Source organism: Streptomyces sp. P3 (assembly GCF_003032475.1).
GTDB lineage: Bacteria > Actinomycetota > Actinomycetes > Streptomycetales > Streptomycetaceae > Streptomyces.
In genome coordinates, this window is the sequence record NZ_CP028369.1 from 4,422,262 (window position 1) to 4,442,984 (window position 20,723).

General features: G+C 71.7%; 20 protein-coding genes and 2 pseudogenes. 9 read left to right on the forward strand and 13 right to left on the reverse strand.

What is annotated here, in order from left to right; all coding sequences use genetic code 11:
* Nucleotides 1-22: 22 nt before the first annotated feature.
* Together C6376_RS19835 and C6376_RS19840 are read right to left on the reverse strand one after the other, a co-directional pair.
* Nucleotides 23-892 carry a hypothetical protein gene (locus C6376_RS19835; protein ID WP_107444657.1) on the reverse strand — a complete coding sequence of 290 codons (870 nt, stop codon included), beginning with the start codon at nt 890-892 and terminating at the stop codon, nt 23-25.
* Complete coding sequence (locus tag C6376_RS19840) at nt 889-1,452, reverse strand: SigE family RNA polymerase sigma factor (RefSeq protein ID WP_107444658.1); 564 nt, start codon at nt 1,450-1,452, stop codon at nt 889-891. The genes C6376_RS19835 and C6376_RS19840 overlap by 4 nt, the downstream gene beginning before the upstream one ends.
* A gap of 264 nt (nt 1,453-1,716) precedes the next feature.
* Between C6376_RS19840 and C6376_RS19845 the strand changes: the two genes are divergently transcribed.
* Nucleotides 1,717-3,168, forward strand: coding sequence for an NCS2 family permease (locus C6376_RS19845; RefSeq protein ID WP_107444659.1), 1,452 nt, complete (start codon nt 1,717-1,719; stop codon nt 3,166-3,168).
* Between the two features lie 45 nt (nt 3,169-3,213).
* Here C6376_RS19845 and C6376_RS19850 read toward each other — a convergent pair whose 3' ends face one another.
* The 3 genes from C6376_RS19850 to C6376_RS19860 form a co-directional block, all read right to left on the reverse strand.
* On the reverse strand, nt 3,214-4,671 hold the full coding sequence (locus tag C6376_RS19850) for a penicillin-binding protein 2 (protein WP_107444660.1): 1,458 nt from the start codon (nt 4,669-4,671) through the stop codon (nt 3,214-3,216).
* Nucleotides 4,672-4,751: 80 nt separating this feature from the next.
* Nucleotides 4,752-5,222, reverse strand: coding sequence for a GNAT family N-acetyltransferase (locus C6376_RS19855; RefSeq protein WP_107444661.1), 471 nt, complete (start codon nt 5,220-5,222; stop codon nt 4,752-4,754).
* Nucleotides 5,223-5,254: 32 nt separating this feature from the next.
* Nucleotides 5,255-6,028 carry an IclR family transcriptional regulator gene (locus C6376_RS19860; RefSeq protein ID WP_107444662.1) on the reverse strand — a complete coding sequence of 258 codons (774 nt, stop codon included), beginning with the start codon at nt 6,026-6,028 and terminating at the stop codon, nt 5,255-5,257.
* A gap of 123 nt (nt 6,029-6,151) precedes the next feature.
* Here C6376_RS19860 and C6376_RS19865 point away from each other — a divergent pair, with 123 nt between their 5' ends.
* The 4 genes from C6376_RS19865 (at nt 6,152) to C6376_RS19880 (ending at nt 10,362) form a co-directional block, all read left to right on the forward strand.
* Nucleotides 6,152-7,681, forward strand: coding sequence for an aldehyde dehydrogenase (NADP(+)) (locus C6376_RS19865; protein WP_107449072.1), 1,530 nt, complete (start codon nt 6,152-6,154; stop codon nt 7,679-7,681).
* 37 nt (nt 7,682-7,718) lie between these two features.
* The gene (locus tag C6376_RS19870; RefSeq protein ID WP_107444663.1) at nt 7,719-8,327 is read left to right on the forward strand and encodes a DUF1349 domain-containing protein; all 609 of its coding nucleotides are present in this window, start codon (nt 7,719-7,721) and stop codon (nt 8,325-8,327) included.
* A 170-nt stretch (nt 8,328-8,497) separates the two neighbouring features.
* Nucleotides 8,498-9,214 carry a DsbA family oxidoreductase gene (locus tag C6376_RS19875; protein WP_107444664.1) on the forward strand — a complete coding sequence of 239 codons (717 nt, stop codon included), beginning with the start codon at nt 8,498-8,500 and terminating at the stop codon, nt 9,212-9,214.
* 95 nt (nt 9,215-9,309) lie between these two features.
* Nucleotides 9,310-10,362: an aminotransferase class V-fold PLP-dependent enzyme gene (locus tag C6376_RS19880; RefSeq protein ID WP_107444665.1), complete on the forward strand. Its 1,053-nt coding sequence runs from the start codon at nt 9,310-9,312 to the stop codon at nt 10,360-10,362.
* Nucleotides 10,363-10,455: 93 nt separating this feature from the next.
* On the opposite strand, the gene thpD is transcribed toward C6376_RS19880, so the two are convergent.
* The 6 genes and pseudogenes from thpD to C6376_RS45305 form a co-directional block, all read right to left on the reverse strand.
* Nucleotides 10,456-11,343, reverse strand: coding sequence for an ectoine hydroxylase (gene thpD, locus C6376_RS19885; protein ID WP_107444666.1), 888 nt, complete (start codon nt 11,341-11,343; stop codon nt 10,456-10,458).
* Nucleotides 11,340-11,753, reverse strand: a complete 414-nt coding sequence (locus tag C6376_RS19890) for an ectoine synthase (protein WP_107444667.1) — start codon at nt 11,751-11,753, stop codon at nt 11,340-11,342. The genes thpD and C6376_RS19890 overlap by 4 nt, the downstream gene beginning before the upstream one ends.
* A gap of 94 nt (nt 11,754-11,847) precedes the next feature.
* Entirely contained in the window at nt 11,848-13,119 is a 1,272-nt protein-coding gene (gene ectB / locus C6376_RS19895) for a diaminobutyrate--2-oxoglutarate transaminase (protein WP_107444668.1), read from the reverse strand.
* A gap of 74 nt (nt 13,120-13,193) precedes the next feature.
* Nucleotides 13,194-13,700, reverse strand: a complete 507-nt coding sequence (gene ectA, locus C6376_RS19900; RefSeq protein WP_107444669.1) for a diaminobutyrate acetyltransferase — start codon at nt 13,698-13,700, stop codon at nt 13,194-13,196.
* A 269-nt stretch (nt 13,701-13,969) separates the two neighbouring features.
* Nucleotides 13,970-14,497, reverse strand: a complete 528-nt coding sequence (locus C6376_RS19905) for a DinB family protein (RefSeq protein ID WP_107444670.1) — start codon at nt 14,495-14,497, stop codon at nt 13,970-13,972.
* Nucleotides 14,498-14,748: 251 nt separating this feature from the next.
* Nucleotides 14,749-14,877, reverse strand: a pseudogene (locus tag C6376_RS45305) (alanine--glyoxylate aminotransferase family protein); the annotation flags it as partial.
* Between the two features lie 174 nt (nt 14,878-15,051).
* On the opposite strand from C6376_RS45305, the gene C6376_RS19915 reads away from it, so the two are divergent.
* From C6376_RS19915 to C6376_RS19930, 4 genes are read left to right on the forward strand one after another with little or no spacing between them, the layout of a single operon-like run.
* Nucleotides 15,052-15,903, forward strand: coding sequence for a transporter substrate-binding domain-containing protein (locus C6376_RS19915; RefSeq protein ID WP_107444671.1), 852 nt, complete (start codon nt 15,052-15,054; stop codon nt 15,901-15,903).
* Nucleotides 15,900-16,733, forward strand: a complete 834-nt coding sequence (locus C6376_RS19920) for an amino acid ABC transporter permease (RefSeq protein WP_107449073.1) — start codon at nt 15,900-15,902, stop codon at nt 16,731-16,733. The genes C6376_RS19915 and C6376_RS19920 overlap by 4 nt, the downstream gene beginning before the upstream one ends.
* A complete protein-coding gene (locus tag C6376_RS19925; RefSeq protein ID WP_107444672.1) occupies nt 16,730-17,524 on the forward strand; it encodes an amino acid ABC transporter ATP-binding protein in 795 nt (264 codons plus the stop codon). The genes C6376_RS19920 and C6376_RS19925 overlap by 4 nt, the downstream gene beginning before the upstream one ends.
* Nucleotides 17,525-17,542: 18 nt before the next feature.
* On the forward strand, nt 17,543-18,634 hold the full coding sequence (locus tag C6376_RS19930) for an amidohydrolase family protein (RefSeq protein ID WP_107444673.1): 1,092 nt from the start codon (nt 17,543-17,545) through the stop codon (nt 18,632-18,634).
* A gap of 258 nt (nt 18,635-18,892) precedes the next feature.
* Here C6376_RS19930 and cobC read toward each other — a convergent pair whose 3' ends face one another.
* Together cobC and C6376_RS45310 are read right to left on the reverse strand one after the other, a co-directional pair.
* On the reverse strand, nt 18,893-20,002 hold the full coding sequence (cobC, locus tag C6376_RS19935) for an Rv2231c family pyridoxal phosphate-dependent protein CobC (RefSeq protein ID WP_107444674.1): 1,110 nt from the start codon (nt 20,000-20,002) through the stop codon (nt 18,893-18,895).
* Nucleotides 20,003-20,286: 284 nt separating this feature from the next.
* Nucleotides 20,287-20,697 (reverse strand): annotated as a pseudogene (locus tag C6376_RS45310) (cobalamin biosynthesis protein); the annotation flags it as partial.
* Between the last annotated feature and the right edge of the window lie 26 nt (nt 20,698-20,723).

Consider the following 20,723-nt stretch of genomic DNA (forward strand, 5'->3'; position numbering starts at 1 on the left):
CCCTCGCCCCCGCACGGCCCGCTCAGTCCTTCTCGTCGTCGTGGGAGGCGAAGTCGCCGCCCACGACGGTCCGACCGCCGTCCGAGCGGCCGGCGATCGCGTAGGCGTCGTCCTTCGCGTCACGGCCGCCGCGGTCGTGGTCGTACTGCCCGGCGAACACCCACTCGCCCTTGGGGACCGTACGGCCCGGCCTGAGCACCCAGGTGTAGACGAGGAAGCCGTCCCGCTCGGCCGCCGTGAACTCGAAGTCGCCCTCGGGCAGCGAGCGCCAGGCGCCCGCCGACGAGACCCCGCCGGTCTGCGCGACCCTCAGCTGCACGGTGAGCGCGCTGAGCGCCTCGGACGTCTTCAGCGTGACGTTGCTCTGCGCCCAGAAGTCGTTGCTGTGCGGGTCCACCGAGCCGTCCGACCACAGCGGGCCCTCCGCCTCGTCGGTCGTGACCGGAAGCAGGGACGCCGTGGGCGTCGAGGGCCTGGCCTCGGGGCTCTTCGGCGGGGCGACGCCCGGTCCGGCCGGGGTCCGGACGCCGCCCGGGGCCGGAGTCGGCCGGGGCGGGGCCGGCGGGCGGCTGGTGGCGCCCGGAGACTCGACCGGCGGCGAGGAGGTGGAGACGGACTGCTGCGCCGGGGCGTCGCCCTTCACGGCGGACGCCACCGCGTAACCGCCCACCGCGAGCATGCCCGCGACCGCGGCCGTCGCGCCCACGATCCGCGCCCAGCTCCACAGCGGCGGGCGGGTCGCCCGGTGGGCGGAGCGAACCTGCGCCTGTCCCTGCCCGGCCATGCCGCGCTCGACCCGGGCCAGGATGCGCGCCCGGTCGGGCTCGTGCGCCTCGGTCGCCGCGTGCAGCCGGGTGCGCAGTTCGCCGTGCACGTCCCGCTGCGTCGTCATCGGTCCCTCCCTGCGGCCTGACGGCCGCGTGCCATCGCAGGCACCCTAACCGGAGCCCCTTTGCCGCCCAGCAGCTTCTGCAGTTCGGCCATCCCCTTGGAGGTCTGGCTCTTCACCGTACCCACGGAGACGCCCAGGGCGAGCGCGGTGTCCTTCTCCGACAGATCGAAGGCGTGCCGCAGCACCACACAGGCCCGTTTGCGGAACGGCAGTCTACGCAGCGCCGACTGGACGTCCACGACGCCGGCGACATCGGGGTTCTCCGTCTTCTCCTCGCGCTGCGACCAGAACAGCGCGATCCTGCGGCGCTCGCGGACGGCGCTGCGGATGCGGGTGCGGGCGAGGTTGGCGACGACCCCGCGCGCGTACGCGACGGGATGGTCGGCGGCGCGCACCCGGTCCCAGCGGTTCCACAGCGCGAGGAGCGCGTCCGCCGCCAGGTCGTCGGCGGCGTCCGCCTCACCGGTCAGCAGGCAGGCGAGACGGGACAGTTCGGCGTAGTGGCGGTCGAAGAAGGCGTGGAACTCCACGGAGGCGGCGTCGTCGACGACTGTGCCCACGGGTTACCTCTTCTCGGTGCGACCTGTGCTGTGCGTGCCATGTGGATGACATGGGGATGTCCCGGGGAGGCGGTCGGGACGAGATCGGGAAGCGTAGCAGTGCGCGACCCCCCGGTTCGGTCGGGGGTTCGAACATCGCGTGGCAGGCCGAACGTGTCCGGAACCCGATTCCGTAACACGGCGAAAACCTGAAGAGGGTTCAACGGGGGAACAATCCAGCCAGCATCCGCAGCGAGATCGTTCCGGCCCCCAGGAGTGGCAGTCATGTCCGAGACACAGCAGAAGGCCGAGCGGCCCGGCCGTGAGAGACCGACGGTGAACAGCGTCGACCGGTACTTCCGGATATCCGAACGAGGGTCCACGTTCGGCCGGGAGATACGCGGCGGCACCGCCACGTTCTTCACCATGGCCTACATACTTGTCCTGAATCCCATCATCCTGGGCAGCGCCGAGGACAAGTTCGGGCACCGCCTCGACAGCGTCCAACTCACCACCGCCACCGCTCTGGTGGCCGCGGTGATGACCGTCGTCATGGGCGTCGCCGGCAACCTGCCCCTCGCACTCGCCGCGGGTCTCGGCCTGAACGCGGTCGTCGCCTTCCAGATCGCCCCGCTGATGAGCTGGGACGACGCGATGGGCCTCATCGTCCTCGAAGGCCTGCTGATCTGCGTGCTGGTGGCGACCGGGCTGCGCGAGGCCGTCATGCACGCCATCCCGCAGCCGCTCAAGCAGGCGATCAGCGTCGGCATCGGCCTGTTCATCGCCTTCATCGGCTTCGTCGACGCCGGTTTCGTCAGCCGCATCCCCGACGCCGCGCACACCACCGTCCCCGTCCAGCTCGGCGGCACCGGCACCCTGGGCGGCTGGCCCGTCCTCGTCTTCTGCCTCGGCGTGCTGCTGACCGTCGGACTGCTCGCCCGCAAGGTCAAGGGCGCGATCCTGATCAGCATCGTCGCGATGACGCTGCTCGCGATCGTCATCGACTCGCTCGCCGACATCAAGTCCTGGGGACTGACCACGCCTTCGTGGCCGAAGGACGTCGTGGGCGCCCCGGACTTCGGACTGGTCGGCCACTTCAGCCTGTTCGGCGCGTTCGGTCGGACCGGCGTCGTCACCGTCGTCCTGCTGGTGTTCACGCTCCTCCTGTCCGACTTCTTCGACACCATGGGCACGGTCGTCGGCATCAGCGCCGAGGCCGGACTGCTGAACGAGAAGGGCGAGGTGCCCCGGCTCGGCCGGGTGCTGCTCATCGACGGCGCGGCGGCGGTCGCGGGCGGCGCGACCTCGTCGTCCTCCGCGACCTCCTACATCGAGTCGGCGGCCGGCGTCGGCGAGGGTGCGCGCACCGGGTTCTCCAACCTCATCACCGGCGCGCTCTTCGCCCTCGCGCTGTTCCTGACGCCGGTCCTCACCATCGTCCCGCTCCAGGCGGCCGCCCCGGCCCTCGTCGCCGTCGGCTTCCTGATGATGACCCAGGTCAAGAACATCGACTGGGACAGGTACGAGATCGCGATTCCGGCCTTCCTCACCATCGCGGTCATGCCCTTCACCTACTCGATCACCAACGGCATCGGCGCCGGCTTCGTCGCGTACGTGGTCGTCAAGACCGTGCTCGGCAAGGCGAAGGAGGTGCACTGGCTGCTGTGGGGGGCCTCGGCGCTGTTCCTGGTGTACTTCGCGATCGACCCGATCGAGCAGATCCTCGGCGTCAAGTGAGGTGACGGGGGCGGCCGTTCCCGGAGCCGCCCCCGTAACCGCCGGTCACTTCCGCAGCGCCGCCCGCATCATCGCCTTCGCGACGGGGGCGGCCAGCCCGTTGCCGCTGACCTCGGAACGCGCCGCGTCCGACTGCTCGACCACGACCGCGACGGCGACCTGCTCGCCGGACGAGTCCGACTTGCCGTACGAGGTGAACCAGGCGTACGGGGCCCTGCTGTTGTTCTCGCCGTTCTGGGCCGTGCCCGTCTTGCCGCCGACGGTGACGCCGTCGATGAGCGCGTTGGTGCCCGTGCCCTTCTCGACGACCGTCCGCATCGCCGACCGCAGTTGCTCGGCGGTCAAGGAGCTGACCACCTGGGTGGCGGTCGCCTCGTCGTCGTAGTCCTCCAGGACGTCGCCGTCGCCGTTCGTGATCTGCTCGACCATGTGCGGCGAGACCAGCTTGCCGCCGTTGGCGAGGGCCGCCGACACCATGGCCATCTGCAGCGGGGTCGCCGTCACGTCGAACTGGCCGATGCCGGTCAGCGCGGTCGACGAGGCGTCCATGCCGGACGGGTACACGCTCGGGTAGGCCCGCACCGGCACGTCCTGGCTGTCGTCGTCGAAGCCGAACCTGTCGGCCATCGCCTTCAGCTTGTCCTGACCGAGCTCGACGGCCATGTGCGCGAAGACGTTGTTGCAGGAGTACTGCAGGGCGACCCGGATCGAGGCGTTCTCGCAGGGCGCGGACGGGTTCTCGTTGCTGAGGTCCGTCCGGGTGCCCGGCAGGGTGTACGGGTCCACGCTGTCGGTCTTCTCGTCCACGGACTTGTACAGCCCGTCCTCCAGCGCGGCGGCCGCCACCACCAGCTTGAACGTCGAACCAGGCGCCAGCGGCTGCCGCAGCGCCCGGTTGACGAGGGGCTTGCCGGGGTCCGCGTTCAGCTTCTGCCAGGCCGCTCCGGCGGTGCCGGCGTCGGTCAGCGACGACGGGTCGTACGACGGCGTCGAGACGACCGCGAGGATCCGGCCCGTCGACGGGTCGATCGCGACGGCCGCGCCCTTCTTGTCGCCGAGAGCGTCGTACGCCACCTTCTGCACCGCCGGGTCGATCGTGGTGAGCACGTCGCCCGGGTCCGCCCGCTGGTTCGTGACCGTGTCCAGGACCGTCTTCAGCCGGGGGTCCGTCCCGTCGAGCAGGTCCGCGTACACGCCTTCCAGCTGCGTGGGGGCGTAGCTCTGCGAGGCGTAGCCGGTCACCGCCGCGTACAGCTCGCCGTCCGGGTACGTGCGCTTGTACCGGAGGTCGCTGTCCGAGGTCACGGCCGAGCCGGTGATCGCCTTCCCGGCCACGACGATGTTCCCGAGCGGCTCCGCGTACGTCGAGATCGCGTTGCGCCGGTTGTGCGAGTCGTCCGCGAGCGCCCGGCCCTCGTAGAACTGCACCCAGGTCGCCCGCAGCAGCAGGGCGAACACCAGCAGCAGCGTGAAGACCGAGGCGCGTCTGATCGTCTTGTTCATGGCGACCGGAAAGACGAACGGGAAGAGGGAGTTCGTTCCCTCCGATCCGATTTCTCATCGGCCGTTCATCTGCGCCCGGCTCAGCTCTCCAGCCGCAGCACGACCTCCTCGATCTCCGCCTTCCGCGCGGGGGCGTACCCGGTGGCGCGGGCGGTGGGCACGAAGCCGCACTTCACGAGGACCCGGAGGGAACCGGCGTTGTCGGCCGCCGCCCGCGCGAACAGCGGGCGCTCGGGGACCTCGGCGAGCAGGGCCGTCAGCGCCGCCGTGGCGATGCCCCGGCCCCAGTACGCGCGGTCCACCCAGTACGTCACCTCGCGCTCGCCCGGCTCCCCGTACACGGCCGCGCTGCCGACCACGTCCCCGTCCACCAGGATCGTGCGCACCACCGCGGACGAGGCGCGGATCCTGCTCCAGCGGTCGTCGAAGGCATCCCGGTCGGTCGGGTCCCGCGGGGTGAACGCGGCCATGACGAGGGACTCGGGGTCGTTCGTCTGCCGGAAGAACACCGGCAGATCGCTGTCGTGGACCCTGCGCAGAGCGATCGGCATACCGCAGAGGGTAGGGCCTTCGCGCCCTGGGTTCAGAGCCGCCGGGTGGCCAGGGTCAGCCGGTCGCGTGCGTCGAACAGGGCGTCCTTCACCAGTTGCTCGTGCGCCGGCGTGAGCCGCGCCACCGGCACGGAGCAGCTGATCGCGTCCCGGGCAGGCGTGCGGTAGGGGATCGCCACGCCGAAGCAGCGCAGGCCCAGGGTGTTCTCCTCGCGGTCCACCGCGAAGCCCTGCTCGCGGACCTGGTGCAGCTCCTCGATGAGCTTCTCGCGGTCCGTGATCGTGTGCTCGGTGAGCGCCGGGAGCGTCTCCGGGAGCAGCTTGCGGACCTGCTCGTCGGTGTAGGTGCTCAGCAGGGCCTTGCCGAGCGAGGTGGAGTGCGCGGGCAGCCGGCGGCCGACCCGGGTGAAGGGGCGCAGGTAGTGCTGCGACTGGCGGGTGGCGAGGTAGACGACGTTCGTGCCGTCCAGCCGGGCCAGGTGGATGGTCTCGGTGGTGTCGTCCGAGAGCCGGTCCAGGGTCGGCCGGGCGGACGCGACCACCTCGTCGCCGTCGATGTACGAGGTGCCCACGAGCAGCGCCCGCACCCCGATGCCGTAGCGCGTGCCCGTCGCGTCGGTCTCCACCCAGCCCAGTTCCACGAGCGTGCGCAGCAACATGTACAGACTCGACTTGGGGTATCCGACGGCCTCCTGGACCGACGCGAGGGAGTGCATCCCGGGGCGGCCGGCGAAGTATTCCAGCAGCTCAACCGTCCTCACCGCGGACTTGACCTGCGCTCCGCCCCCCGTCTCGACAGCCGACATCGCCCTTGACCCCTTCGTTCGACGGGAAATACGCTCCGACAGCATATTCATCATCAGAGACAGCGTTCAGCCTATCGAACGCCGCTGGTGGATGAGCCAGTACCAAACGTGGAGGGACCCGCGGTGGCAGCAGCACCAGTCTGGAGTGTCGACCCCCGAACCGGGAAGCAGCGTGAACAGGTTGCGGTGGAGGCCACAGCCCAGGAGGTCGACGCCGTCGTCCGTGCCGCTTACGGAACGCGCGGCTCCCTCACCGACCGTGCCGTGCGCGCCGCGTTCCTGCGCTCCGCCGCCGACCGCCTCCAGGCCGCCAAGGACACCCTCGTCGAGGTGGCCGACGCCGAGACCGCGCTCGGCCCGGTCCGGCTGAACGGCGAGCTCGCCCGCACCTGCTACCAGCTGCGCGCGTTCGCCGACATCGTCGACGAGGGCGCCTTCCTCGACGTCGTCGTCAACCACCCCGACGACACCGCCACCCCGCCCGTCCCGGACCTGCGCCGCTACAAGGTGCCGCTCGGCGTGGTCGCCGTGTACGCGGCGTCGAACTTCCCCTTCGCCTTCTCCGTCGTCGGCGGTGACACCGCCAGCGCGCTGGCGGCCGGCAACCCGGTCGTCGTCAAGTCCCACCCCGACCACCCGGGGCTGTCCGAGCTGGTCGCCAAGGTGGTGCGCACGGCCGCCGCCGAGCACGGCATCCCGGCGAGCGTGCTCGGCCTCGTGCACGGCTTCGACGCCGGCATCGAGCTGATCGGGCACCCGCTGGTCGCCGCCGCCGGCTTCACCGGCTCGATCCGGGGCGGGCGGGCCCTGTTCGACGCGGCGGCCGCCCGGCCGACGCCGATCCCGTTCCACGGCGAGCTGGGGTCGCTCAACCCCGTCGTGGTGACCGAGGCGGCCGCGGCCGAGCGCGCCGAGACCATCGGGACCGGTCTCGCCGGGTCGATGACGCTGGGCGTAGGCCAGTTCTGCGTCAAGCCCGGCCTGGTCCTGGTGCCGTCCGGCGCGGCCGGCGACGGGCTCCTCAAGTCCCTGACCGACGCCGTGAGCGACACCGAGGCGGGCGTGCTGCTCGACCACCGGATGCGGGACAACTTCGTCGCCGGGGTCGCCGAGCGTGCCGCGCTGCCCGACGTGGAGTCGCCGGTCACGCCCGGCGCGGGCGGGGAGCACACCGTGAGCGCGGGGTTCCTGACCGTGCCCGCCGCCCGGCTCACCGCCGAGGGCGCGCACGACCTGCTGCTCGAGGAGTGCTTCGGGCCGGTCACCGTCGTGGCCCGCTACGAGGACGACGACGAGGTCAGGGCCGTGCTGTCGCGGCTGCCGGGCAACCTCACGGCGACCGTCCAGCTGTCCGAGGGCGAGGCGGCCGGGGAGGGGCGCGGCGGGGAGATCCTCGCCGAGCTGACGCCACTGGCCGGGCGCGTACTGGTGAACGGCTGGCCGACCGGAGTCGCCGTCGCACCGGCGCAGCACCACGGAGGGCCCTACCCCGCCACCACGTCGACCTCCACCTCGGTGGGCGGCACGGCGATCGAACGGTGGCTGCGGCCGGTCGCCTACCAGAACACCCCTGCCGCGCTGCTCCCTGTGGAACTGCGGGACGAGAACGAGCTGGGTCTTCCGCGCCGGTTCAACGGGCGTCTGGAGCGATAGCGCGTGGGGCTCCGCGTGTACGTCCGATAATCAGACCATGGACTTCTCGCTCCCCGAACTGCCCTTTCCCCTCCGTACGTACGGGCCCGACGGGCACTGGTTCCACGAGGACGGGGCGCTCACCGGGTGGGCCGGAGCGCGGCAGGACCGGTTCGTGCCCCCCACCGGGGAGGCGTTGGACGCCGCCGCCGACGCCCCCCGGCTGCTGGGGGCCCCGGAGGGCGACTTCCAGCTGATCGCACGGGTCACCGTGGGATTCACCGGGGCCTTCGACGCGGGGGCGTTGTACGTCCAGGTCGGCGAGCGGGCCTGGGCCAAGCTCTGCCTGGAGTACTCCCCGGACGTGGCGACCGTCTGCACGGTGGTCACCCGGGGACACTCCGACGACGCCAACGCCTTCACCGTGGAGGGGAGTTCGGTCTGGCTGCGGGTGAGCCGGACCGGCCGGGCCTTCGCCTTCCACGCCTCCCGGGACGGCCGCCGCTGGACCTTCGTCCGGCTGTTCACCCTCGGAGACGAGGAGCGGACCGGCGCGGCCCTGGTCGGCTTCATGACGCAGTCGCCGATCGGGGAGGGATGCGTGGTGACGTACGACCACCTCGAGTTCAGGCCCGAGTGGCCGGACGACCTGAGGGACGGCAGCTGACCGGCCCGCGAGCGGGGCGACCCAACCGGAAGCCACGATCGAGGCCGGCGGCACCGGACCGCCGCGCACGAGCGGCGGCGACGGACCGGGGAATGAAGCGGGCTGCTTGAACGTTCATGTACCTGGAGGGAACCTCCGTGTCAGCCGCACGACCTGAAGAGAGCCGAGACATGCGCGTCGAGATCTGGAGCGACATCGCCTGCCCGTGGTGCTACGTGGGCAAGGCCCGCTTCGAGAAGGCGCTCGAAGCCTTCCCGCACCGTGACCAGGTCGAGGTGATCCACCGTTCCTTCGAGCTGGACCCGGGCCGCGCCAAGGGCGACGTCCAGCCGGTGCTCGCCATGCTCACCAAGAAGTACGGGATGAGCCAGGCGCAGGCGCAGGCCGGCGAGGAGAACCTGGGCGCGCAGGCCGCCGCCGAGGGCCTCGACTACCGCACCCGGGACCGCGACCACGGCAACACCTTCGACATGCACCGTCTGCTGCACTTCGCCAAGGAGCAGGGCCGCCAGGACGAGCTCGTCCAGATCCTCTACCGGGCGAACTTCGCCGAGGAGCGGTCCGTCTTCACCGAGGGCGACGAGCGGCTCGTGGAGCTGGCGGTCGAGGCCGGTCTGGACGCCGACGCCGCCCGCACGGTCCTCGGCGACCGGGCCGCCTACGCCGACGAGGTCCGCGCCGACGAGCGCGAGGCCGCCGAGCTCGGCGCGAACGGCGTGCCCTTCTTCGTCCTCGACCGCGCCTACGGCATCTCCGGCGCCCAGCCCGCCGAGGTCTTCGCCCAGGCCCTGACCCGGGCGTGGGGTGACCGTTCGCCGCTGAAGCTGATCGACGACGGCGGTGCGGAGGCCTGCGGCCCGGACGGCTGCGAGGTGCCTCAGCGGTGAAACCGCAGGTCAGCGGCCATCCATAAGCGTTCCTTAGTGGAATCGCGTAAAAATCGGCAATGGACGGGGAGATCCGTGGGGCCCAGAGTGGAGACATGGAGACCTTCGAGAGCCTCGTCCGTGCCGAGTTCACCCCGAAGACCACGTATCTGAACACCGCGAGCAACGGCCTGCTGCCGGCGCGGGCGGTCGCCGCCCTCCATGAGGCGGCGCTGCTGCGGGCCGAGGGCAGGCCGCTGACCCCGCTGTACGAGGACGTGGAGGCCTGCCGGGCCGCGTACGGTCGGCTGGCCGGCGTCCCCGCGACCCGGGTGGCCCTCGGCGCGTCGGTCGCCGCGCACACCGGGGTGATCGCCGCCTCGCTCCCGTCCGGCGCCGAAGTGCTCACGGCCGAGGGCGACTTCACCTCCGTGCTGAACCCGTTCCACGTCCGCGGCGACCTCAAGGTCCGGGCCGTCCCGTTGGAGCGGATCGCCGAGTCCGTGCGTCCCGGCACCGCGCTGGTCGCCGTCAGCGCCGCCCAGTCCGCCGACGGCCGGGTCGCCGACCTGCCCGCTCTGCGCGAGGCCGCCCGGGCGCACGGGGCGCGCACCTACGTCGACTTCTCGCAGGCCGCCGGATGGCTGCCGACAGACGCCGGCGCGTACGACTTCTCCGCCGCCGTGTCCTTCAAGTGGCTGCTCGGCCCGCACGGCGCGGCCTTCCTCGTCGTCCCGGAGGACTTCGGCGGGCTGTCGCCGATCCTCGCGGGATGGGTCGCCGGCGAGGAGCCCTGGGACAGCTGTTACGGCCCGGTGGCCGAACTCGCCCACTCCGCACGCCGGTTCGACCTGACGCACGCCCTGTTCGGCTACGCCGGACTGCGGCGCTCCCTCGAACTGGTCGAGGAGATCGGCGTCGAGGCGATCGGCGCCCACGACCTGTCCCTCGCCGACCGCTTCCGCACCGGACTCGCCGCGCTCGGTCACGAGCCCCTCCCCGCGCCCGGCTCCGCGATCGTCTCGGTGCCCGGACTCGGTGTCCGCCAGCCCGAGTTGGCCGCGGCCGGCATCCAGGTCTCCGACCGCGCGGGCAATCTGCGCGCAGCGTTCCACCTCTACAACACGGCCGCCGACGTCGACCGCCTGCTGGACGTCCTGTCGGGCTGACGCGACCGACCGCCGCCGGGAGGTCCCGGCGGCGGTCGTGTCGGCAGCGCCCCGGGCGTCAGGGGACCGGGCGGGGGCGCGTCGGGCAGGGCCTCATCGGACCGGGGTGAAGTCCCGTGCCCCGATGAACTCCGGCCGGCGGATCGGAGCGGCGAACGGTTCGACCGCCGTGTTCTCCACGCTGTTGAACACGATGAAGACGTTGCTGCGCGGGAACGGCGTGATGTTGTCGCCCGACCCGTGCATGCAGTTGCAGTCGAACCAGGTCGCGGAACCGGCCCGGCCGGTGAACAGCCTGATGCCGTGGTCACCGGCCATCGCGGTGAGCGCCTCGTCGGAGGGCGTGCCCGCGTCCTGCATCTGCAGCGACTGCTTGTAGTTGTCCTTCGGCGTGGCCCCGGCGCAGCCCAGGAACGTCCGGTGCGAACCCGGCATGATCATGAGCCCGCCGTTGGTGTCGAGGTTCTCGGTCAGCGCGATCGACACGGACACGGTCCGCATGTTCGGCAGCCCGTCCTCGGCGTGCCAGGTCTCGAAGTCGGAGTGCCAGTAGAAGCCCCCGGCCCCGAAGCCCGGCTTGACGTTGATCCGCGACTGGTGGACGTACACGTCCGAACCGAGGATCTGCCGGGCCCGCCCGACCACCCGCTCGTCACGGACCAGCGCGGCGAACACCTGGCTGAGCTTGTGCACCTCGAAGACGGACCGGATCTCCTTCGAACGCGGCTCGACGATCGACCGCTCGTCCGCCCGGATCTCCGGGTCGGTGACGAGCCGCTCCAGCTCACGCCGGTACACGGCGACCTCGTCGTCGCCGATCAACTGGTCGACGGTGAGGAAGCCGTCGCGCTCGTAGGAGCGCAGGCCGGCGGCCGGGATCGGGCCGGGGGCGTCGGGGGAGCCCCAGACGACGGGGTCCTGACGGGGGACGGACACCTCGGTGGTGCCACGGGTGGGGTAGAGATCGGTGAGCGTGGTCACGATGCCTGTACCTCCTCGGGCTCGGTCAGCAGGGGGTAGACGCCGTTCTCGTCGTGGTCCTCCCGTCCGGTCACGGGCGGGTTGAACACGCAGAGACAGCGGAAGTCCTCCTTGACGCGCAGCGTGTGCCGCTCGTGCCCGTCGAGGAGGTACATGGTGCCGGGCGTGACGGTGTGCGTCAGCCCGCTCTCGTGGTCGGTCAGCTCGGCCTCGCCCTCGACGCAGACGACGGCCTCGACGTGGTTCGCGTAGTGCATCGACGTCTCGGTGCCCGCGTACAGAATCGTTTCGTGCAGCGAGAATCCGACCCGTTCCCGGGCCAGGACGATGCGTTTGCTCTCCCAGGTGCCGGACGCCGCCCGTACATGCCGGTCGGTGCCCTCGATGTCCTTGAACGAACGGACGATCACGGTGTCGCGATGCCTCCTAGGTAGGTGACGGATGGCCGGCCGGCGAAGCGGCCGGTGCGCGGGCCGGGGTCGTCGCCCGGCCCGCACGGGAACGTCAGACGGTCTCCCGCACGGCCCGGGCGACGATGCTCAGCCCCTCGTCCAGCTCCTCCGGGGTGATGGTCAGCGCCGGCAGCAGCTTGACGACCTCGCTCTCCGGGCCGGACGTCTCGATCAGCAGCCCGAGTTCGAAGGCGCGCCGCGCGACCCGGCCGGCCCGCTCCTTCTCGTGGAACTCCAGTCCCCACACCAGCCCGCGGCCCCGGTACTCCTTGACGTCGGCGAGGTTCTCCTCGGTGATCGAGATGAGCCCCTGCTCGACCTGCTCGCCGCGCGCCCGGGTCTGCTTCTCCATGGCCGACCCGTCGGCCCAGTACGTCTCGAGCGCGGCGGTGGCGGTGACGAAGGCGGGGTTGTTGCCGCGGAAGGTGCCGTTGTGCTCGCCCGGCTCCCACACGTCGAGCTCCGGCCGGAACAGGCAGAGCGACATGGGCAGTCCGTAGCCGCTGATGGACTTGGACACCGTGACGATGTCCGGGACGATGCCGGCCTCCTCGAAGGAGAAGAAGGCCCCGGTGCGCCCGCACCCCATCTGGATGTCGTCGACGATCAGCAGCATGTCCTGGCGCTCGCACAGCGCCTTGAGCGCCCGCAGCCATTCGGGACGCGCGGCGTTGATGCCGCCCTCGCCCTGCACGGTCTCGACGATCACGGCCGCCGGCTTGTTGAGCCCGGAGCCCTGGTCCTCCAGCAGTCGCTCGAACCAGAGGAAGTCGGGGACCTGACCGTCGAAGTAGTTGTCGAACGGCATGGGCGTGCCGTGCACCAGCGGGACGCCGGCACCGGCCCGCTTGAAGGCGTTGCCGGTCACGGCGAGCGATCCGAGGGACATGCCGTGGAAGGCGTTGGTGAACGACACGATGGCTTCGCGGCCCTTCACCTTGCGCGCCAGCTTCAGCGCGGACTCCACGGCGTTGGTGCCGGTCGGGCCCGGGAACATGACCTTGTAGGGCAGGTCGCGGGGGCGCAGCACCAGGTCCTGGAAGGTCTGCAGGAACGTCCGCTTGGCGACGGTCGACATGTCGAGCCCGTGCGTGACGCCGTCCCGCATGAGGTAGTCGATCAGGGCCCGTTTCAGTACGGGGTTGTTGTGGCCGTAGTTGAGCGATCCGGCGCCGGCGAAGAAGTCCAGGTACCGATGGCCGTCCTCGTCGTACATGCGGCTGCCCTGCGCGCGGTCGAAGACGACGGGCCAGCCGCGGCAGTAGCTGCGCACCTCGGACTCGAGGGTCTCGAAGACGCTGAGGTCGGGCTGGGTGAGGGTCACGGCGAAAACACTCCTCGGTGTGGGGTCGGCAGGAGAGCGGTACGGGGGGCGGGGACGCGGGGGAGCGCGGGGGATCAGAAGGAGAGCGGGCCGATCCGGTACAGCACTTCGGGGTCGTGCGGGCCGTCGGGGAACAGCCCGGCGCCGAACAGCACCTCGCGGGTGACGGTCGCCCCGTGCCGTTCGGCGTAGGAGGCGAACAGCCGCTCGGAGGCGGTGTTGCCGGGCGTGATGGTGGTCTCGACGGCGGTGAGCGGACGCTGTGCGGCGAGTCGCGCGGTCAGTCCGTCGAGCAGCGCCGCGGCGAGTCCACGACCTCGGTGGGCGGCGTCGACGGCCACCTGCCAGACCAGCAGGGTGTGCGGGTCCTCCGGCCGTACGTAGCCGGTGACGAACCCGACCGGCTCGCCGTCCTCCGCGCGCGCCACGGCCGAGGTGCCGGCGAAGTCACGGCACCACAGCAGATAGCTGTAGGAGGAGTTCAGATCGAGCGTTCCGGATTCCTTGGCGAGACGCCAGAGGGCGGCTCCGTCAGCCACCGACGGGCGGTCGATACGCAGGTCTGCTTGTGCGGCAGTCATGCGGATGGAACTTACCGAGCGAAATTCGATAACGCATGGAGAGGCCGTGGTGATTCCGTGATGCCGGAGAGGCGGAAGGCCCTTTTGTCCCGATTCACACCGCGCAAAAGGTGCATATAGTCGAGCTTGTGCAATGCGTCACGCACTTCCGGGGCGTCCGGAAATTCCTGCGTTTAGGTGCGGGAAAGTGGGGCAGAAGAACTCGGGAAAGCTATCGCGCGGAAGTCTCCCGGAAAATACCCGGAATGAATTCCCGAATTACCTTCCGTTCAGGTTCCGGTCACTCCGTCGAGGCGCTCGCGGAGAATGTCGGCGTGGCCGTTGTGGCGGGCGTACTCCTCGATCATGTGGAGGAGCACCCAGCGCAGGCTGACCTCGAGCCCGGCCATCGGGCCGTCCATGATCCGGCCGGTGTCCTCGAGCGAGCGGCCGGCGATCAGCTCGCGCCCGCGGGCGATCTCCCGTCGCCAGACGGTCAGCGCCTCGTCGAGTCCGCGGTCCGCGTCGAGTGCGTAGCCGGTCCTCTCCCCGAAGACCGGTGGCACCTCGAGACCGGCGAACGCCCGCTGGAACCAGTTGCGTTCGACCTCGGCGAGATGCTGCACCAGGCCGAGGAGGGTGAGCGAGGACGGCTCGGCGGACGCCGTCCGCACCTGTCCGTCGTCCAGCCCGGCGCACTTCAGCTCCAGCGTGGCCCGGTGGAACGCCAGCCAGCTCTCCAGCATGGGGAGTTCCTCGCCGGTCAGCAGCGGGACCGGGCGGCCGTCGGGAAGTGTGCGGTGCGCGTCCGTGGTCATTGGGGCAGGATGCCATCCGCCTCCGGCGCCGACGGCCGATTCCGGCCGTCGGTCCGGTCGGTCCCGGTGCTCCCCTCGGCTCCGGCCGTGCTCCGTGCTCCGCGGCCCGGCGGGTCGCGTCCAGGTCGACGGACACGGCCCTCTCGCTCGGTGCGGCGTCCTGGGCGGCCGGGCCCCCACCGCCTCCAGGGTCGCGTCCCCCAGTGGTTGACCCGGATCATCTCGCCGGCCGGCGCGCCCCCGTTCGCGGCCGGCGGCAGCGCCTCGCCCCGTGCGTCCACAACGTCCTGTCGGGTGTCCGGCAGCTGGGCCACCCGCGCCTCGATCGAGGCGAGATGTTCTGCGCTCGGCGGTGCGAGGTCCAGGAACGGGTGTGTCACGACGGTGCTCTCTTCGCTGACGGGGTAGTGGTGACGGGAGTAACCGGGACGCCCTCCCTCCTCTCCGCTGGTGACTTCGCAGGCTCAGCGGCCTCGTGACCATCGGATTGGTTTGGGATTCCCAAACTTCTCCTTATAATCGGAACCCATAGTTCCCTTACAGGAAGGCCCGCCGTGATCACCCTCTCCGGGCGCCGGACCCGCATCCTGGCCGCTGCCACCGCCACGGCCGGGCTCGTGCTCGTGGCCGCCTGCACGTCGAGCGACGACGGCGGCAGCGGCTCCAAGACCGCCGCCGGCGGGGTCGAGCTCGTCAAGGCGGGGCAGCTCACCACCTGCACCCACCTGCCCTACCCGCCCTTCCAGTCGGAGATCGACGGCAAGGTGCAGGGCTTCGACGTCTCGCTGATCGACCTGGTCGCCAAGAACCTCGGCGTGAAGCAGGCGATCGTCGACACGCCCTTCGAGAACTTCAAGACCGGCGCCTTCCTGAACTCCGGCCAGTGCGACCTGGCCGCGGCCGGCATGACCATCACCGACGAGCGCAAGAAGAACGTCGACTTCTCCGACCCCTACTTCGAGGCCACGCAGGCCGTCCTGGTCGACAAGGGCGCGGGCGTCGCCTCGCTCGCCGACGTGAAGGCCAAGGGCGTCAAGCTGGGCGCGCAGGCGCAGACCACCGGCGAGGACTACGCCGAGAAGCAGGGCTTCGACGCGGTCTCCTTCGAGTCCTCCGACGCCGTCCTCAACGGACTGCGCACCGGTCAGGTCAAGGCCGTCATCATCGACTACCCGGTGGTCCAGGGCTGGCTGAAGGACAAGGCCAACGCCGACGCCTTCGAGGTCGCCGACAACCTCAACACCGGCGAGCAGTACGGCTTCACGGTGAAGAAGGGCAACGCGAAGCTGGTCGCCGCGATCAACAAGGCGCTGACGGACGCCAGGGCCGACGGCACGTACAAGACGCTGTACGAGAAGTGGATCGGCCCGTACGACGCCTCCGCGGCCTCCCCGTCGGCGTCATGACCGCCGCGGACGTACCGCTGCAGCCGAAGAAGAAGGGGCTGACCCGGCGGCAGAAGCGCCGGCTGTCGCGGGGCGCGCAGTACGCCGTGTTCGTCGCCGCCGTGATCGTCTTCGCGGTGACGGCCGACTGGGGCCGGCTGAAGAACCAGTTCGCCCAGTGGGACATCGCGAGGGAGATGTTCCCGGACGTCATCACGCTGGCGCTGAAGAACACCGTCCTGTACACCCTGTCGGGCTTCGTTCTGGGACTGGTGCTCGGGCTGGTCATCGCGCTGATGCGGCTGTCCTCGGTGGGCCCCTACCGCTGGGTCGCCGGCGTGTACATCGAGATCTTCCGCGGTCTGCCCGCCCTGCTGATCTTCGTGTTCATCGGCGTGGCCGTGCCGCTGGCCTTCCCCGGCACGGAGATCGTCGGCGGCACCTACGGCAAGGCGGCCCTCGCGCTCGGCCTGGTGGGCGCCGCGTACATGGCGGAGACGTTCCGCGCGGGCATCCAGGCGGTGCCCAAGGGGCAGTTGGAGGCGGCGCGCTCGCTGGGCTTCTCGCCGGCCCGCGCGATGGTCTCCATCGTCATCCCGCAGGCGTTCCGGATCATCCTGCCGCCGCTGACCAACGAGCTGATCATCCTCTTCAAGGACTCCTCCCTGGTCCTGCTCCTCGGCGTGACCCTTCAGGAGCGCGAACTGTCCAAGTTCGGCCGGGACCTGGCCAGTGACACCGCCAACTCCACCCCGATCCTGGTCGCCGGCCTGTGCTACCTGCTGGTGACCGTCCCGCTCGGCTTCGTCGTGCGCCGTATGGAGGCCAAGGCCCAGGAGGCCGTGAAATGAGCCGACCCGAGATCGAAGTGCGCGGCCTGCACAAGGCGTTCGGCGACAACGAGGTACTGCGGGGCATCGACCTGGAGATCGGCCGGGGCGAGGTCGTCTGCGTGATCGGCCCCTCCGGTTCCGGCAAGTCGACGCTGCTGCGCTGCGTGAACCTGCTGGAGGAGCCCACCGGCGGTCGGGTCTTCGTCGGCGGCACGGAGCTCACCGACCCCGATGTCGACATCGACGCCGTGCGACGCCGTATCGGCATGGTCTTCCAGCAGTTCAACCTGTTCCCGCACCTGTCGGTGACCGAGAACCTGACGCTGCCGCAGCGCCGGGTGCTCGGCCGGGGCAAGGCTCAGGCCGCGCAGGTCGCCGCGCAGAACCTGGAGCGGGTGGGCCTGTCGGAGAAGGTGCACGCCTATCCCTCCTCGCTCTCCGGCGGCCAGCAGCAGCGCGTCGCGATCGCCCGCGCCCTGGCCATGGGCCCGGACGTGATGCTCTTCGACGAGCCGACGTCGGCGCTCGACCCGGAACTGGTCGGGGACGTCCTGGCCGTCATGCGCATGCTGGCCGACGAGGGCATGACGATGATGGTCGTCACCCACGAGATGACCTTCGCCCGCGAGGTCGCCGACCGGGTCGTCTTCATGGACGGCGGCGTGATCGTCGAGGACGGCGCCCCCGCCCAGGTCATCGGCGCTCCCCGGCACGAGCGCACCCGCCACTTCCTCTCGCGCCTCCTCGACCCGGCGATGGCCGACGTGGAGGAGGAGACGTCGGACCAGGTGGGCGGCGCCGGGAGGTAGCTCACTAAGGTGCCGGGTATGAGCGATCACCCGGTGCTGCACGTGAAGGGCAGGGTCCTGGCCGGACCCGACGACGTCCGCGACGAGCTGTGGGTCGTCGGCGGCCGGATCTCCTACGGCCGTCCCGCCGGGGCCCGCGAGGTCCGGACCGTCGAGGGCTGGGCGCTGCCCGGTCTCGTCGACGCGCACTGCCATGTGGGCCTCGGCGGGCACGGACCGGTCGAGCCGGAGGTCGCGGAGAAGCAGGCGCTGACCGACCGCGAGGCCGGCGCCCTGCTGCTGAGGGACGCCGGCTCGCCCTCGGACACCCGCTGGGTCGACGACCGCGACGACCTCCCGAAGATCATCCGGGCGGGCCGGCACATCGCCCGCACCCGCCGCTACCTCCGCGGCTACGCGCACGAGATCGAGCCCGACGACCTCGTCGCGTACGTTGCCCGGGAGGCCCGGCGCGGCGACGGCTGGGTCAAGCTGGTCGGCGACTGGATCGACCGCGAAGCGGGCGACCTGGCCCCCAGCTGGCCGCGGGCGGCCGCCGCGGCGGCCATCGCCGAGGCCCACCGGCTGGGCGCGCGGGTCACGGCGCACTGCTTCGCCGAGAACTCGCTGCGCGATCTGGTCGAGTCCGGCATCGACTGCGTCGAGCACGCGACCGGCCTGACGGACGATCTCGTCCCGCTGTTCGCCGAACGGGGCGTGGCTATCGTCCCGACCCTGGTCAACATCGCCACGTTCCCGGAGCTCGCCGCCGGCGGAGAGGCCAAGTTCCCGCGCTGGTCGGCCCATATCCGCAGGCTCCACGCGCGCCGGTACGACACCGTCCGCTCCGCCTACGACGCCGGCATCCCGGTCTTCGTGGGCACGGACGCCGGCGGCTCGCTGCCGCACGGTCTGGTGGCGGCGGAGGTCGCGGAGCTGGTGACCGCGGGCATCCCCCCGCTGCAGGCGCTCTCGGCGACGACGTGGGGCGCACGCGCGTGGCTCGGACGCCCCGGACTGGACGAGGGCGCGCCGGCGGACCTGGTGGTGTACGAGACGGACCCGCGCGCGGACGTCCGCGTGCTGGCGGCACCCCGGAGGATCGTGCTGAACGGGAGGATCGTGGGCTGAGGCGGGCCGATCGTGGGCTGGGTCGGGTCGAACCGTGGGCCGAGACGGGCTGGACGGGGTGCCGCGACGGCCCCGCTGCCCACGGGCGGGGGAGCGGTGGCGCCGAACCGCAGACGGGGCTGAGCGGCCGGGGCGGGGCGAGGACACCGACGTTCCCGGTGTCCGTGCCCCGCCCCGGCCGTGACGACTCTCCGCGCCGTCCGCCCCTGGCGCGGTTGCCCCCTCGTGCGGCTCTCCCGTCCCGTCCATCGCGCCCTCTCAGCCGCGCGTCAGCGCCAGCGCCTGGTCCAGGGCCTGGAGGAAGCGGTTGACCGTCACCCGGTCCCGTACCGCCAGCCGCAGCCACTCCTCGTCCAGCCCCGGGAAGGTGTCCCCGCGCCGGACCGCGAAGCCCAGCACGCGCAACTGCCGGCGGACCGCGGCCGCCCGCGGCAGCCGGACCAGCACGAAGGGGCCCTGGGCCGGCCCCACGACCCGCAGCCCGTCGGAGGCGAACTCCTCGAGGCCGGCGACGAGATGGGCCCGGTCCGCGGTGACGCGGTGCGCGGCGTGCCCGGCCTCCGCCAGCGCCTGGGGCTGCACGCACGCCTGTGCGGCGGCCAGCGCCGGCGTGGACACCGGCCACAGCGGCTGCGCCCGCTCCAGCTCGGCGATCGTCTCCGGCGCCGCGAGGACGTACCCGATCCGCAGCCCCGCGAGTCCCCAGGTCTTGGTCAGGCTGCGCAGCACCACCAGACCGGGCACGTCCGTCCGCCCGGCGAGCGCCTCCCGTTCGCCCGGCACCGCGTCCATGAACGCCTCGTCGATCACCAGCGTCCGACCGGCCCGCGCCAGCCGCCGGATCGTGTCCGCGGGGTGCAGCACCGACGTGGGGTTCGTCGGATTGCCGATCACCACCAGGTCGGCGTCGTCGGGGACGGCCGCCGGATCCAGCCGGAAGCCGTCCCGCGCACGCAGCAGCACCCGGCCCACGTGGTGCCCGGCGTCGCGCAGCGCCGACTCCGGCTCGGTGAACTGCGGATGCACCACCACCGGCCGCCGCACCCGCAGGGCCCGCGCCAGCAGCACGAAGGCCTCCGCCGCGCCCGACGTCAACAGAACCCGATCCACGGGCACGCCGTGCCGCGCCGCGACGGCCGCCCGCGCGGCCCGCCCGTCGGGATATGCCGCGAGACCGCCCAGCGAGGCCGCGACGTGCTCGAGCAGCCAGCGCGGAGGCGTGTCCGCGCGGACGTTCACGGCGAGATCGACCAGGGCCGAGCCGTCGTCCCGCATCTCGGCGTCCCCGTGATGGCGCAGGTCGTGCGCGTGGACGGGAACGCTCCCCCGGCCGTCGGCGTGCTCGTCAGCTTGTCCGTCAGTGTGCATGGCAGTGCGCGTTTCCGTGTCCGTGAGGGTGATGCCGGTGCGGGGGATGTCCGTGCGGGTGGCGCTCGCCGTGGCGACCGGTGGCGTCCCGGCCGTTGCCGTTGCCGTAGACGTCGTGCGGGGCGAGGGAGTGCCGTCGTACGGCGTGGCCGGGGGGCGGCCTGTTGGGGGTGGCAGGGCCGCCGCGGTCACGGCGGACGCCGGGGGGCGTCGGTCTCCGGTTCGCCGGCGTGGTTCGGGAGCGCGTGGGCGGTTCCGGCGGGGGCGTCGGGCAGGGCGGGCAGGCCCGGCCGGCACGCGACGGCGCACGTCGCCCTCGCCGGCGTCCCGGCCGACCGGCGCTTGGGCACCACGAGTTCGCCCCCGCCGATCAGCGCGGCCGCCTCCGCCACCGACGTGGTGCCCAGGGCGGCGAACGGCGCGTCGGAGGGGTGGGGCACCGCCACACCCGCCAGCTGTCGCGCGGAGTACGTCACCATCGGCACGCCGAGCCGCCGGGCGGCCTCCACCAGACCCGGCTCGCCGGCCCTGACGTCGACGGTGGCGAGCGCGGCGAGGTCACGGACGGACCGCCCCGCCTCCCGCAACGCGCTCTCCACCAGCTCGAACACCTCGGCGGCGGGAACTCCCGTGGACGCGCCGACCCCGACGACGAGCAACGCTTCGGCGTCCCCGCCCCCGGTTCCGTGCGCCACGGGGGTGCCGTCCCCGGTTCCGTGCG